11 protein-coding genes and 1 pseudogene are annotated in these 13152 nt (G+C 71.2%); 3 read left to right on the top strand and 9 right to left on the bottom strand.

All coding sequences use genetic code 11. From position 1 onward, the window contains the following. Positions 1–11: 11 nt before the first annotated feature. The 6 genes from cmdF to AB0J39_RS09395 all read right to left on the bottom strand — a co-directional run bounded on the left by cmdF (position 12) and on the right by AB0J39_RS09395 (position 7132). Positions 12–1628: a tyrosine 2,3-aminomutase gene (gene cmdF, locus AB0J39_RS09420; RefSeq protein WP_363462935.1), complete on the bottom strand. Its 1617-nt coding sequence runs from the start codon at positions 1626–1628 to the stop codon at positions 12–14. 333 nt (positions 1629–1961) lie between these two features. After that, positions 1962–2735, bottom strand: a complete 774-nt coding sequence (locus tag AB0J39_RS09415; protein WP_363462934.1) for an IclR family transcriptional regulator — start codon at positions 2733–2735, stop codon at positions 1962–1964. Positions 2736–2765: 30 nt separating this feature from the next. Continuing rightward, a complete protein-coding gene (locus AB0J39_RS09410; RefSeq protein WP_363462933.1) occupies positions 2766–3929 on the bottom strand; it encodes an enolase C-terminal domain-like protein in 1164 nt (387 codons plus the stop codon). Positions 3930–4015: 86 nt separating this feature from the next. Next, positions 4016–5311, bottom strand: coding sequence for a sugar ABC transporter substrate-binding protein (locus AB0J39_RS09405; protein ID WP_363462932.1), 1296 nt, complete (start codon positions 5309–5311; stop codon positions 4016–4018). 50 nt (positions 5312–5361) lie between these two features. Beyond that, entirely contained in the window at positions 5362–6249 is an 888-nt protein-coding gene (locus tag AB0J39_RS09400; RefSeq protein ID WP_169979474.1) for a carbohydrate ABC transporter permease, read from the bottom strand. Between the two features lie 19 nt (positions 6250–6268). After that, positions 6269–7132 carry a sugar ABC transporter permease gene (locus AB0J39_RS09395; protein WP_169979830.1) on the bottom strand — a complete coding sequence of 288 codons (864 nt, stop codon included), beginning with the start codon at positions 7130–7132 and terminating at the stop codon, positions 6269–6271. Positions 7133–7398: 266 nt separating this feature from the next. Here AB0J39_RS09395 and AB0J39_RS09390 point away from each other — a divergent pair, with 266 nt between their 5' ends. Together AB0J39_RS09390 and AB0J39_RS09385 are read left to right on the top strand one after the other, a co-directional pair. Further along, complete coding sequence (locus AB0J39_RS09390) at positions 7399–8322, top strand: 5-dehydro-4-deoxyglucarate dehydratase (protein WP_363462931.1); 924 nt, start codon at positions 7399–7401, stop codon at positions 8320–8322. 48 nt (positions 8323–8370) lie between these two features. Continuing rightward, positions 8371–9657, top strand: a complete 1287-nt coding sequence (locus AB0J39_RS09385; protein WP_363462930.1) for a pectate lyase — start codon at positions 8371–8373, stop codon at positions 9655–9657. Positions 9658–9709: 52 nt separating this feature from the next. Here AB0J39_RS09385 and AB0J39_RS09380 read toward each other — a convergent pair whose 3' ends face one another. Both AB0J39_RS09380 and AB0J39_RS09375 read right to left on the bottom strand, forming a co-directional pair. Further along, positions 9710–10156 carry a nuclear transport factor 2 family protein gene (locus AB0J39_RS09380; RefSeq protein ID WP_363462929.1) on the bottom strand — a complete coding sequence of 149 codons (447 nt, stop codon included), beginning with the start codon at positions 10154–10156 and terminating at the stop codon, positions 9710–9712. 13 nt (positions 10157–10169) lie between these two features. Continuing rightward, on the bottom strand, positions 10170–11918 hold the full coding sequence (locus AB0J39_RS09375; protein WP_363462928.1) for an FAD-dependent monooxygenase: 1749 nt from the start codon (positions 11916–11918) through the stop codon (positions 10170–10172). A 128-nt stretch (positions 11919–12046) separates the two neighbouring features. Here AB0J39_RS09375 and AB0J39_RS09370 point away from each other — a divergent pair, with 128 nt between their 5' ends. Next, entirely contained in the window at positions 12047–12676 is a 630-nt protein-coding gene (locus tag AB0J39_RS09370) for a TetR/AcrR family transcriptional regulator (RefSeq protein ID WP_363462927.1), read from the top strand. Positions 12677–12790: 114 nt separating this feature from the next. Here the strand turns inward: AB0J39_RS09370 and AB0J39_RS09365 are convergent. Further along, positions 12791–13152 (bottom strand): annotated as a pseudogene (locus AB0J39_RS09365) (aldehyde dehydrogenase (NADP(+))); the annotation flags it as partial.

The raw sequence follows: 13152 nt of genomic DNA, 5'->3' as shown, positions 1-13152 counted from the left end.
CGGCCGGTCGCTCAGCGCAGCTCGAGGTCGGCGCGGGCGACCGCGTTGACGAGCTCGCCCCGGGACAGCGCGGCGGCGACCAGCTCGATGTCGTCGGCCATGTAACGGTCCCTGTCGAGGGTCGGCACCAGCGAGCGCACCATCTCGTACGCCGCCTTGCCGGCCGGGCTGAGCCCGTCGTACCTGCCGGACAGGTCCACGGCCTGGGCGGCGGCGAGGTACTCCACCGCGAGGATCTTGTGGTTGTTCTCCAGCACCCTGCGGGCGTTGCGCGTGGCGATGAGGCCCATGCTGACGACGTCCTGGTTGTCGCCGTTCGACGGGACGCTCTGGATGCTGGCCGGGCCGATCGTCCGGTTCTCGGCGACCAGCGCGGTGGCGGGGTACTGCGCGCCGGCGAACCCGCTGTTGAGGCCGGGGTCCCCCGCGACGAGGAACTCGGGAAGGCCGTTGCTCAGATGCCGGTTGAGCAGCCGGTTGGTGCGGCGCTCGGAGAAGACCCCGAGCTGGGTGAGGGCGATGGTGAGGTAGTCCATCACGAAGGCGACCGGCTGGCCGTGGAAGTTCGCCCCGTGGAAGACCTCCTTGCCCTCGAAGACCAGCGGGTTGTCGTTGGAGGAGTTGAGCTCGATCTCCAGCGTGCTCAACGCGTGGTAGACGGCGTCCCTGACGGCGCCGACGACCTGCGGGATCGCCCGCAGCGTGTACGCCTTCTGCAGGTAGACCTCGGTGCGGTGGACGCCCTCGGCGCCGGGCGACGCCTCCGCGCCGTCCTTGAGCGCCCGCCGCAGGTCGCCGTGCTCCACGGCGAGGCGGCTGCCCCGCAGCAGGGCCCGCATGTTGGCGGCGGCGTCGATCTGCCCCCGGTGCGGGCGGGCCACGTCGTGCCCGTCGGCGACGAAGGGGCTGGTGGAGCTCTGCAGGACCTCGCAGATCAGCGCGGTGACGATCTCGGCCTGCCGCACCTGGTCCAGCGCCCTGCTGACGAGCAGGGAGCCGACCCCGGTCATCGCCGAGGTGCCGTTGATCAGGGCGAGCCCCTCCTTGAAACGCAGCCGCAGCGGCTCGATGCCGAGCTCGCGCAGGATCGGGCCGGTCTCGACCCGGCGGCCGTCGCGCAGGACGTACCCCTCACCGATGATCGTGGACGCGAGGTGCGCCAGGGGGGCGAGGTCGCCGCTGGCGCCCAGCGAGCCGATCTCGGGGATGGCCGGGGTGATCCCCAGGTTCAGGTACAGCGCGAGCCGCTCCAGCAGCTCGGGCCGGACCGCGGAGTAGCCCTTGGCGAGGGCGTTGAGCCGGGCCGCGACGATCGCCCGCGCCTCGTCCTCGGCGAAGGTCGGCCCGACCCCCGCGCTGTGGCTGCGGACCAGGTTGGTCTGCAGTTCCACCTCCTTGGAGGTGTCCACGAGCATGTAGATCATCTCGCCGTACCCGGTGGTCACCCCGTACACGGGGATGCCCTGCCGGATGATGTCCTCGAACTGCCGCCTGTTGGCCGCGGCCTTGGCCAGCGCGGAGGGCGCCACGCCGCACGGCACCTGGTTCTCCGCGACGCGCCGTACGGTCGCGACGTCCAGGGTCTCGCCGTCGAAATCGACTGACGTCTCGGTCTCGACCAGAGTCATCTCTCACCCCGCCATAGGTTGGGTACGGAAGCGGCCGCTACCGGCACCACGGCGGCGGCTCCGGTCGGGTCGCGGCCGGTGGACCCGTGCAGCGGGAGGCAGCGCGACCGTCACCCCGTCATCGTCACGTCCGGGCTGTGACCCGCGCATCTTCCGGGATGCTCGCCGGATCTTCCCCGGCGGCGCACGCGTCTCATCAGGGCGCGCACGCGTTCCCCGGGCGGCCCGGGCCGCACGCGGACACGGCGAGGCGCCCCGCGACGTGGCGGCCACGTCCCGGGGCGCTCGTCGTCCGGTGCGGGCGGCTCCTCCGGACGGGCGGCGGGGCGCCGGTCAGTACGCCCGGCGCTGGCGCATGGCGGAGCGCTCGATGCGCTCGCGGGCCTCCAGCAGGCAGGAGGCGATCTCCTTCTCCCGTTCCGGGGTCAGGCGCGGGATCGGCACCGAGCAGCTGATGGCGTCCCGCGGCGGGTCGCTGATGTGCAGCGCGACGCCGAAGCACCGCAGCCCCTCGGTGTTCTCCTCGCGGTCCACCGCGTAGCCCTGCTTGCGTACCCGGCGCAGGTCGACCAGCAGTTCCTCGGCGTCCACGATCGTGTGGGCCGTCAGCGAGGGCAGCTCGGCGGGCAGCATCGCGCGTACCTCGCCCTCGTCCCTGCTCGCCAGGATCGCCTTGCCGAGCGACGTGGTGCTCGCCGGCAGGCGGCGGCCCACCCGCGAGAACGGCCGCAGGTAGTGCCGCGAGGCGCGCGTGGCGAGATACACGATGTCGAAGTGGTCGAGCCGGGCGAGGTGCACCGTCTCGCCCGTCACCTCGGCCAGCCAGTCCAGGGCGTCGTGCGCGAGCTGGACCACCGGGTCCCCGTCGATGTACGTCGCCCCGACCAGCAGAGCCCGCATGCCGATCCGGTAGAGCGTGCCGGTGACGTCGGTCTCGATCCAGCCGAGGTCGACCAGCGTACGCAGCAGTGCGTGCAGGCTGCTCTTGGGATAGCCCAGCTTGCCCTGAAGGTCGGTGAGGCTGTGCAGTCCGGGATACTGCGCGAAGAAGTCGAGCAGCTCGACCGTCCGGAGTGCCGACTTCACGTGCGGCACGGGTTCCGCCATGTGTACCTCCCTGACCCGCCTGTCCGCCTCCTATTGTGAGCCGGTTCCCCAGCTGGCGACCGTGCGGGAGGCGATGTAGTCCATATCCAGATCATCCCCCAGTCCGGGAGCGTCCGGCATCCGCACCCTGCCGTCGACGAGCGGGTCGACGATCGACCGCAGGTGCGGGGCGGGTGTGTCGTAGTCCGAGTGCGGGTGCAGCAGCCCCCGCTCGTACCACTGCCCGCACAGCGTGGCGCCGATCACGGCCAGCGCGCCGGAGCCGTTGCCGTGGATCTCGCAGTCCATGCCGAACGACTCGGCCAGGTGGACGGCCTTGATCGCCGGGATGATCCCGCCGGAACCGACCACCCCCACCCTGAGGATGTCACAGGCGCCCGCCGCGACCCACTCGGCCCGCGCCATGTGCTTGCCCCAGGACGTCTCCGGCCCGAGGATCGGCGTCTTCAGCTGGTCGGCGAGCCACCGGTACGACTGTACCGACGCCTCCTCCATGGGCTCCTCGTACCAGGTGAAGTTCAGCTCGTCGAGGGCCCGGCCGAGGGTCAGGGCCTCGGAGCGGGAGTACCAGTGGTTGCTGTCGAGCATGAGCGCGACGTCCGGGCCGACCGCCTCGCGGACCGCGGCGCACGCCTCGATGTCGCGGTCCACGCCGTACGGCATGGGCGGCATCCAGGTGTGCAGCTTGATCCCGCGGTAGCCGCGGGACACCAGTTCCTTGGCGAACGCGGCGTAGTCCTCGGGGGTGGCCAGGCCTCCGGGGATGTCGTCGCCGCACATGGTGCTCGCGTAGGCGGGCACCTCGGATCGCGCGCCGCCGAGGAGCTTCCAGACCGGCAGGCCGAGCTTGCGACCCGCGAGGTCCCACAGGGCCTGGTCGGCGGCGCTCAGCGCGCGGTCGGACAGGTTGCCCTGCGCGCCCCGCTGCCGACGGGCGACGCGGTGCCACAGCCGCTCCCGGTCGAGGCTGTCCTGGCCGATCAGCGCCGGGCCGATGTGACCGGTGATCACCGCCTCCCTGACGGTGTCCGGTGCGGCCAGGCAGTACCCGGTCGCGCCGTCGCTGTCGGAGACGGCCAGCAGCGCCTCCCGCACCTCCCTGGGCGGCCCGGGATGCCGGTGGCCGTGCCCGTCCACCACGGATCTGGTGACCGTGGTGAAGACCGTGACGATGACGCGTTCGACGACCGCCATGGGCTCTTCCCTTTCCTGAGTGAGTTCGGGGAGGGCCGGTGCGCGGTCAGGGACGCACCGGCCCGGTCCCGATGCCGGCGGGCTGATCAGCCGCCGGTCGCCTTCTTCCATTCGGCCTGGGCGTCGGTCAGCTTCTGCGCCAGGGTGTCGAGGAACTCCTGGGGCTTCATCTGGCCGAGCAGGACCTTCTGGAAGAGGGGCTCGGTGTCGGCCTTGGTGATGGAGGAGAACTGCGGCAGGTAGTAGGGCGGGGACACGACCTGGGTGTTCGGGTCGTTCAGCGTGTCGACCGCCGTCTTCACGTGCTGGAGGTCCTGCAGCCAGGAGTCGCCCTGCGCCTCGGTGTTGGCCGGGATCTGGCCGGTCTGCTGGTTCCAGTAGCTGTTGCTGTCGTGGGAGACCAGGAACTCCACGAACTTCCAGGCGGCGTCCTTGTGCTCGCTGTTCTTGAACACCGCGAACCCGTCCACGGGGTTGGCCACGATGGTCCGCTTGCCGCCGGGGCCGGTCGGCAGCGCGAAGGCGGCGATCTTGTCCTTGCCGTGCGCCTTGACGTGGTCGTTGTAGGAGCCCAGGTTGTGGTGCATCATCGCGATCTTCCCGGTGCCGAACGCGGCGACCATCTTCGGGAAGTCGTTGGTGACGTCGGCCTCGGGGGTGTCCTTCTTGTACAGCCCGGCCATCTTGCCGAGGAACTCGACGTTCTTCGGGTCGTTGACCGTGCTCTTGCCCGAGGCGTCGAAGAACTCGCCCACGCCCGAGTAGGAGTACATCTCGGCGAGGATCTGGAAGATCGAGCCGGCGCCGCCGCGGATGGTGTAGCCGTACTGGTCGGGCTTCTTGGTCAGCTCGTCGGCGCTGGTGAAGAAGTCGTCCCAGGTGTTCGGCGCCTGCTGGAGCTTGTCCTTCAGGTACCACACCACGTCCATGTTGGAGGTGCCCGGCACGAGGTAGAGCTTGCCGTCGGGCACGGTCTTGCGGACCGAGTCGAGCATCGGCGTGGCGAGCTTGCCGTTCACCGCGCTCTTGGCGAGCCAGTCGTCGGCCGGCTCCAGCGCCTGCTGGCCGGTCAGGTTGGCCAGGTACGACGTGGTGACGCCGCCGACGTCGGGGGTGTCCCCGCCCGCGATGGCGGTGTCGTACTTCTGCTGGACGGACGCGATCGGGACGCCGACGTACTCGACGTGGATCGAGGGGTTGGCCGCCTCGAACCGCTTGATCAGCTCCTGGTAGATCGGGGTGCGGGTGCCCCCGTTGTTGTCCCAGAACGTGATGGTCGTCTTGCCGGACCCGTCGCCGGAACCCGAGCCCGAGTCCGACCCGCATCCCGTGGCGGTGACGGCGAGAACGGCGAGCGCCGCCCAGGCCACTTTCATTCTCATCTGTGTTCCTCCTGCTCTCGACAGGCTGGTCTCTCGAATGGGTGGGGGTGCTATCCCTTGACCGCGCCGGCGCTGATGCCGTGCACGAGATAGCGCTGGACCACAGCGAACACGCAGACCACCGGCAGGGCGGCGACGACGCCCCCGGCCGCTAGAGCCCCGAAGTCGGCGCTGTACTCCCCGATCGTGTAGCTGAGACCGACGGGGATCGTGAAGCTGTCCTGCTTGCTGACGAACATCAGCGCGAACAGGAAGTTGTTCCACGTGTGGATGAACGCGAACGACCCCACGGCGATCAGGCCGGGCCGCAGTTGCGGCAGCACGATCGCGAGGAAGCCGCGGAACCGCGTGCAGCCGTCGACCATCGCGGCCTCCTCCACCGTGAACGGCACGGCCGAGATGAAACCGCTCATGAGGATGATCGACAAAGGCAGGTTGAACACGGTGTCGGCGAGGACGAGGCTCCCCAGGCTGTTGATCAGGCCGAGGGACTTGAAGATCGAGAACAGCGGGATCAGCATCATCGCGCCGGGGATGAACTGGGTGCACAGCAGCACGACCATGAACAGGCTCCGGCCGCGGAACCGGTAGCGCGCCAGCGCGTACCCGCCCATCACCGCGATGACCGTGGTGAACAGCAGCGACCAGACCCCGACGATCACGCTGTTCTTGAAGAACACCGCGTAGCCGATGTCGTTCCAGACGGTCTCGAAGTGCTCGAACGTGATCGGCCAGGGGACGGGGTCGGTCGAGCCCGCCGGCCGCAGGGCGAACACGAGCATCCAGTAGAACGGCACGAGGGTGAAGACCAGGTACAGCCCGAGGGGGATGTAGAGCCGCAGCACGCGGCCGGGGTCCTTCCTCTTCGAACGACGGCGGCGTGCCCCCGCGGGCACCGCCGCCCGGCTGCGGGGGCGGGTCATGACGTCGGCGCTCATTGCGAAAACCCTCGCCTCTTCATCGGTCTCGGTCCTCCCCGAACCGGTTCAGCCGGAGGTAGAGGATGGAGCAGAACAGCAGGATCACGAAGCCCGCCATCGTCAGCGCCGAGCCGTACCCGAAGTCCTTGGAGTCGACGGCGCGCTGGGCCACGTACAGCGGCAGCGTGGTCGTCGCCTGCGCGGGACCGCCGCCGGTGAGCGTGTAGAGCAGGTCGACGTTGTTGAACTCCCAGACCCCGCGCAGCAGCGTGGCCAGCACGATCGCGTCCCGCAGGTGCGGCAGCGTGACGTGGAAGAAGCGCCTCGTCCGGCCCGCCCCGTCCACCGCCGCGGCCTCGTACAGCTCGCCCGGGATGCCCTGCAGGCCGGCGAGCAGGAGGATCGCGAAGAACGGCACGCCGCGCCACAGCTCGGTCACCACGACGGCCGGGAAGACCGTGTCGGGGTTGCCGAGGACCGCCGCCTCCGGCTGCCCGAGAAACCGCAGCACCCCGGTGCTGGGGGTGTAGAGCAGGATCCAGATGCCCGTCGTCAGCACCCCGGAGACGGCCCACGGGGAGAAGACCAGCGACCGGGCGAGCCCCCGGCCGATGAAACTTTCATTGACGATGAGGGCGAGCGCGAGTCCGAGGAGCAACTGCAGGCCGACCTCGACGATCACCCACTTGGCGGTGAAACCGAGGCTCTGCCAGAACAGCTCGTCCTCGAACAGCATCCGCCGGAAGTTGTCCAGCCCGGCGAACCCGTTGGCCCATGGCCTGGTGAGGTTCTGGTGCTGCAGGCTGTAGTACGCGACGCTGCCGATGGGATAGACGAGGAACGCCGCGATGAGCGCGACCGTCGGTGAGATCAGCAGGTACGGCACGGCCCTGCGGCGCATCGTCGTCACCGGCGCATCTCCTATGTGACTTTTGGAACACGGACTTTTCGGAACTCGGTCAGGACATATTCCTGAACTTCGTTCACAAGCGTGGACGGATCAACGGTGATGTTCGGGCCTCGGTCCTGTCAAGGACCCGTGTCCTTTTCGAAACATTCACCCTTCTGCGGCGGGCGTCTTGACCACGCGCCGCCGCGCGCCGTACGGTCCCGGTGTTCACGAATATGAATCAGGTTCAGATGGATGACGCAGGAGGATGACGGAGGATGCCGGTGACGTTCGACGGCCTGCTGTTCTTCCCGGTCACGCCGTGCGACGAGGAGGAGCGGCTCGACCTCGAGGTGTTCCGCCGGCATGTACGGCAGGGCGTCGAGGCGGGGTGCGGCGCGGTGTTCGCCTGCTGCGGCACCGGCGAGTTCCCCTCGCTCAGCCTGCGGGACTACACCGCCTGCGTGGCCGCGGCCGTCGAGGAGGCCGCCGGACGCGTCCCGGTGGTCGCCGGGACCGGTTACGGCACCGCGATGGCCCTGGAGTTCGCCAGAGCCGCCGAGGACGGCGGAGCCTCGGCCCTGCTCGCGCTGCCGCCGTACCTCGTCCAGGCGGGCCAGCACGGCCTGCGCCGCCACTACGAGGCGATCGCGGACGGCACCCGGCTGCCGGTCATCCTCTACCAGCGCGACAACGCCGTCTTCGAGCCGGAGACGGTCGCGGCGCTCGCGGAGCACCCGGGCGTCATCGGACTCAAGGACGGCTACGGCGACCTCGGCCTCATGCGCCGGATCATCGAGGCCGCCCCGCCCTCCCTGCTGTATTTCAACGGCCTGCCGACGGCGGAGCTGTCCCAGGCCGGCTATCGGGACCTCGGCGTGGTCCGCTACTCCTCCGCCGTCTTCTGCTTCCTCCCCGATCTCGCGCTCGCCTGCTACGAGGCGCTGCGGGACGGTCGCGACGACGTCGCGAACCGCCTGATCGAGGGCTTCTACCGGCCCCTGGTCGACCTGCGCGGCGAGGGCCCGGGATACGCCGTCTCGCTCATCAAGGCGGGTGTGCGCCTGCGTGGTCTGGACGTGGGACCCGTCCGCCGGCCGCTGTCCGATCCCAGCCCCGAGCACATCGACAGGCTCGCCGCGCTGATCGACCGCGGTCTCGCCCTTCTCGACGAACTGGAGCGGTCGCCCGATCCGGCCTGAGCGCCGGGCGACGAGTTTCGGGGGAGCGATCGCAGAACGGAGACTGTCATGCCCGGAAGATCCCTACTCCTGTCGGCCGCCCTCGCGGTCACGGCCGCCGTCCCCCTGCTCGGGACGGGCCCCGCCGCGGCCGCCCCGCGGCCCGACCTCGGCAGGCAGACGCTGCCCGCGGGCGACGGCTGGGCCTCGGCCGGCACCGGCACCACCGGCGGCGCCGCGGCCCCCGCCGCGAACGTCCGCGTGGTCGCCGACCGCGCGGGCCTGGCCGCGGCCCTCGCCTCCCCCGGCCCGCGCATCATCTACGTCAAGGGCGTCGTCGAGGTCGACAAGACCTGCGCGGACTTCGCCACCGGCGGCTACACGCTGGCCGGCTATCTCGCGGCGTACGACCCGGCGGTGTGGGGCCGCGACACCGAGCCGTCCGGGCCGATGGAGGACGCGCGGGCCGCCTCCGCCGCGGCGCAGACGAAGTACATCAAGCTCAAGGTGCCGTCGAACACCACGATCGTGGGCCTGCCAGGGGCGACCATCCGGGGCGTCAACCTGCACGTGGACAAGGCCGACAACGTCATCATCCGCAACATCCGGTTCGAGGACGCCGCCGACTGCTTCCCCCAGTGGGACCCCACCGACGGCGCCGAGGGCAACTGGAACTCCCTCTACGACAACATCTCGGTCACCGGCTCGACCCACGTCTGGATCGACCACAACACGTTCAGCGACGGGGACAACCCCGACTCGGCGCAGCCGGTCTACTTCGGCCGGCCCTACCAGGTGCACGACGGCCAGGCGGACATCACGTCCGGGTCCGACTTCGTGACCGTGTCGTGGAACAAGTTCACCGACCACGACAAGACCATGCTGATCGGGTCGACCAACAACCCCGCGACGGACCGGGGCAAGCTCAGCGTCACCGTGCACCACAACGAGTTCGACAACAACCTCCAGCGGCTGCCGCGCGTCCGTTTCGGCAAGGTGCACGTCTACAACAACTACTACCAGGTGCCCGACGCCGGGCCCTTCGAGTACGCGCTGGGCGTGGGGGTGGAGTCCCAGATCTACGCGGAGAACAACTACTTCCGGCTGAGCCGGAGCGTCGACCCCGCCGACCTGCTCTACAACTGGGGCGGCACGACGCTGACGGCCAAGGGCAACCTGCTGCGGGTCGGCGGCAAGGAGACGCCGATCGACCTGATCGCCGCCTATAACACCAAGAACGACCCCGACCTCGGCGCCGACGCGGGCTGGACCCCGACCCTCCACACGGCCGTCGATCCCGCCGCGACCGTGCGCAGGGAGGTCTCCCGGCACGCCGGGGCCGGCGAGATCCACTGACGGCCGGCGGCGTTCGGCCCCTCCGCCCGGAGGGGCCGCGCGTCCCCCGGCGTCACTTGGCGAGGCGGGCCAGTGGCAACCCGAGCTGGAGATACAGCTCAAGCTGGTCGTAGAAGACCTGATGATCGACGATCAGGCCGCCCTCGGTGCCGAAGAACCAGCAGCACCGTACGCTGACGTACCGCCCGGTGGCCCCGAGCACCTCGCCCGTGGTGATCGCGAACGGCCCGGTGTGCCTGCCGGTCCCCACCGCGGCGACCGCCGTGGTCGCGCCGTCCGCGACCTTCTGCAGGACCGTGGCGTGGACGTCGGGGAAGGCCTGCCAGATGCCGGTGTGGTAGGACGCCACGTCCGAGCGGCCCTCCGCCGGCCCGCCCGGGCCGACCGCGACGGGCTTGGCGCAGTAGCACCGCATCACCGCGTCCAGGTCGTGGGCGTTGTACGCGCTGAAATACCGGTCCACCACGTCGGCCACGGCGAGACCCCCCGATCCTCTCACCTGGTAGTTCAGGTTATCGGGGCGGCGGCGGGCCGGGCCAGGCCGGGAGGACCGGCCGATCGGGCGGCGCGCCGTCCAGGCAGAGCAGCCGCGTCAGAGCGTCCCGCAACAGGCGCCCTGGACGCGGGCGACTCGCGTGCGCGGGCAACTCGCGTGCGCGCCAGGCGACGAAGCCGTCGGGCCGGACGAGGGCCGCGCCGGTCCCCGTGATGCCATAGGCGCGGAGGAACCGGTCCTCGGGGTCGCGCAGGCCCACGCCGATCCGATGGACGTGCAGCCCGGCCTCCCCCGCTGCCCCGGCGGCCCACTCCCCGCCGTCCGAGCCGGTCAGCAGCGTGAAGGCGCCGGTGAACAGGTCGAGCGTGGACAGCCTGGTCCCCGCCCGCTCCAGCCACACGTGCGGCGCGCGCAGACCCGGGCGCCCGCTGGGACCGCGGGGGTCCTCGGCCGTCGCCACGGGAGCCGGCGTCTCGAAGGCCGGTGTCCCGAAGGCCGGTGTCCCGAAGGCCGGTGTCCCGAAGGCCGACATCCCGAAGGCGGGTGTCTCCGGCACGATCGCCGCGGAGTCGTACCGGTAGCCGAAGATCATCGTCACGTCGTCGGTCCCGGTGACGTCCCCTCCCGAGTGGCGGCCGGCCAGGTGCCGCGTCGCGGTCCCCAGCGTCAGCCACGCGACCGGCCGGCGTTCCCGCTCGTAGGTGTCCAGCAGCGTCTGCCCGGCCCGGCCCGCGAGCACGGCGGCGAGTTTCCACGCCAGGTTGTGCGCGTCGGCGATGCCGGTGTTCGCGCCGTACGAACCCGCGGGCGGCACGACGTGGGCGGCGTCGCCCGCGAAGAACACCCGCCCGGACCGGAACCGGTGCGCGACCCAGCCGCCGATCGTGCTGCGGGACACCATCCCCGGCCGCCCGGGCACCGGGGGCACGAGGGTGACGTCGAGGTCCGCCACCCCGGTCGCGAGGCGGGCCAGCTCGGCGCAGCGCTCCTCGGAGAGGTCGCCGTGGGGCTCACCCTGCCCCGGCTGCGCGGGCACCCCGAGCATCCACCGTCCGTACGTGCGCAGCGGCACCAGGACGGTGCCCGGCGCCGGCCGGTCGAGGTAGGCCAGCAGGAAGCGCCGCCCCCGCAGCACGGCGGACAGATCGGCGTCGAAGACGAAATACGACACGTCGGTCGTGGGCCCGGGCCGGTCCGCGCCGATGCCGAGCCGGTCGCGGATGCCCGCGCGGTGACCGTCGGCGGCGACCAGGTAGTCGGCGCGGACGCGGCGCGCGTCCCCGGTGCCGAGGTCGCGGACGACGGCCGTCACGCCGTCGTCGTCGGCGTCGAAGGAGACCAGCTCGGTGCCGAAGCACACCTCCGCGCCGCCGTCTTCCGCACGGGCGCGCACGACGCGTTCCAGCTCGTCCTGGTCGATCATCGCCCAGTCGGCGGGGCTGACCGCGGCGGGCGGCCGGACGTGCGCCAGCAGGTCGACGCGGAAGCGCTCCCGACCGGCCAGCGTCTCCGCGCCGATCATCTCCGGAAGGCCGGCCAGGATCGACTGACGCCCGCGGATCTCCTCCTCCAGGCCCGCGGCACGGTAGATCTCCATCGAGCGCGGGTTGAACGCCCGCGCCTGCGGCGTGATCGCCGTGGAGGGATGCCGTTCGACCAGCATCGGACGGACCCCCAGACGGGTGAGGAAGAGCGCGGCGGACAGGCCGGTGACGCCTCCTCCCACGATGAGGACGGCGGTCCTGCGGTCGTACGGTCCGGTCATCGCTGCGGCTCCCGTCTGTGCCCGGCGGGTCGCGCCGGGCCGCCGGCCTCGCCTCTCCGATAATCAACCGAACCTAAAATTGTGTCAACCATCCGATTGATTACGGCCGTCGGCTATACGATCGGGGCGTGCCCACGAAGCCACGCCGGTCTCCCGGACCCCAGGAGCGGCAGCGCGACCCGGACCGCACCCGCCGGCTCATCCTGGACGCCGCGACGGTGGAGTTCGCCGCGCACGGATACGCGGGGGCCCGGCTCAGCGCGATCGCCGCCAGGGCCGGCGTCAACCAGCAGCTGATCTCGTACTACTTCGACGGCAAGGAAGGCCTCTACCGGGCCCTCGGGGAACGCTGGCGGGAGCGCCAGAGCGAGCTGGTTGCGCCCGGCACTCCGCTGCCCGAGCAGCTCCGCCGGTACGCGCTGGAGGTGCTGCACGACCCGGACGGTGTCCGGCTGCTGGCGTGGAGCGGCCTGGAGTACGAAGGGCCGCGGACCGACCCCGACCAGGCGCCGCGCTCGGAGCGGCTGCGGGGCTACGTGGAGGAGGTCCGCGCCCGGCAGGCGGCCGGCCGGCTGCCGGACGAGGTGGACCCGGCCTGCCTCACCGTCATGCTGATGGCCGCCGCGATGGCGACCACGACGCTGCCGCACGTCGTGGAAGGCGTCTGCGGGGTCGATCCCCGCTCCCCCGATTTCGTCCGGCACTACGCCGACCAGGTCGCCCTCCTCGGCCGGCTCCTCGGGCTCGATCCCGGATAGGCGTCCGCGCCGCCCCCTAAGCGGGAGCGGCGGAAACACTGCGGGAGCGGCGGAAACACGCGCGTTCGCGGCGGAGACGCGTGCGGGGGCGGCGCGGAGACGCGTGCGCCGGTGTCAGACGCGCAGGCGGCCGTCCACGCGCTGCGGCACGCCGAGGGGGTTGTCGTCGCGCAGCTCCGGGGGCAGCAGATCCCCCGGCCAGTCCTGGTACGCCACGGGGGTCGTCCAGCGCCTGATCGAGGCCGCGCCGACGGAGGTGTGCGCCGGGGTGGTGGAGGCGGGCCAGGGACCGCCGTGGTGCATCGCCCAGCAGACGGCGACGCCCGTGGGCCAGCCGTTCCAGATGAGCCGCCCCGCCAGCCGGTTCAGGACCGGGACGAGGTCGCGGGCCTCCTCGTGCGCGGCCGCGTGGACGGTCGCGGTCAGCGACCCGGGCAGCCGGCGCAGCACGGCGGGCAGGTCGCCGGGGTCGCGGT

The organism is Microbispora sp. NPDC049633 (assembly GCF_040675265.1).
GTDB classification, from domain to species: Bacteria; Actinomycetota; Actinomycetes; order Streptosporangiales; family Streptosporangiaceae; genus Microbispora; species Microbispora maris.
Note: the sequence above shows the minus strand (reverse complement) of the source record. Positions and strands in the feature narration are given on the sequence as shown.

Coding starts and splice junctions, on each gene's coding strand:
- AB0J39_RS09385 (WP_363462930.1), top strand. CDS start 8,371: ATGCCCGGAAGATCCCTACTCCTGTCGGCCGCCCTCGCGGTCACGGCC.
- AB0J39_RS09390 (WP_363462931.1), top strand. CDS start 7,399: ATGCCGGTGACGTTCGACGGCCTGCTGTTCTTCCCGGTCACGCCGTGC.
- AB0J39_RS09410 (WP_363462933.1), bottom strand. CDS start 3,929: ATGGCGGTCGTCGAACGCGTCATCGTCACGGTCTTCACCACGGTCACC.
- AB0J39_RS09375 (WP_363462928.1), bottom strand. CDS start 11,918: ATGACCGGACCGTACGACCGCAGGACCGCCGTCCTCATCGTGGGAGGA.
- cmdF (WP_363462935.1), bottom strand. CDS start 1,628: ATGACTCTGGTCGAGACCGAGACGTCAGTCGATTTCGACGGCGAGACC.
- AB0J39_RS09400 (WP_169979474.1), bottom strand. CDS start 6,249: ATGAGCGCCGACGTCATGACCCGCCCCCGCAGCCGGGCGGCGGTGCCC.
- AB0J39_RS09395 (WP_169979830.1), bottom strand. CDS start 7,132: ATGCGCCGCAGGGCCGTGCCGTACCTGCTGATCTCACCGACGGTCGCG.
- AB0J39_RS09405 (WP_363462932.1), bottom strand. CDS start 5,311: ATGAGAATGAAAGTGGCCTGGGCGGCGCTCGCCGTTCTCGCCGTCACC.
- AB0J39_RS09415 (WP_363462934.1), bottom strand. CDS start 2,735: ATGGCGGAACCCGTGCCGCACGTGAAGTCGGCACTCCGGACGGTCGAG.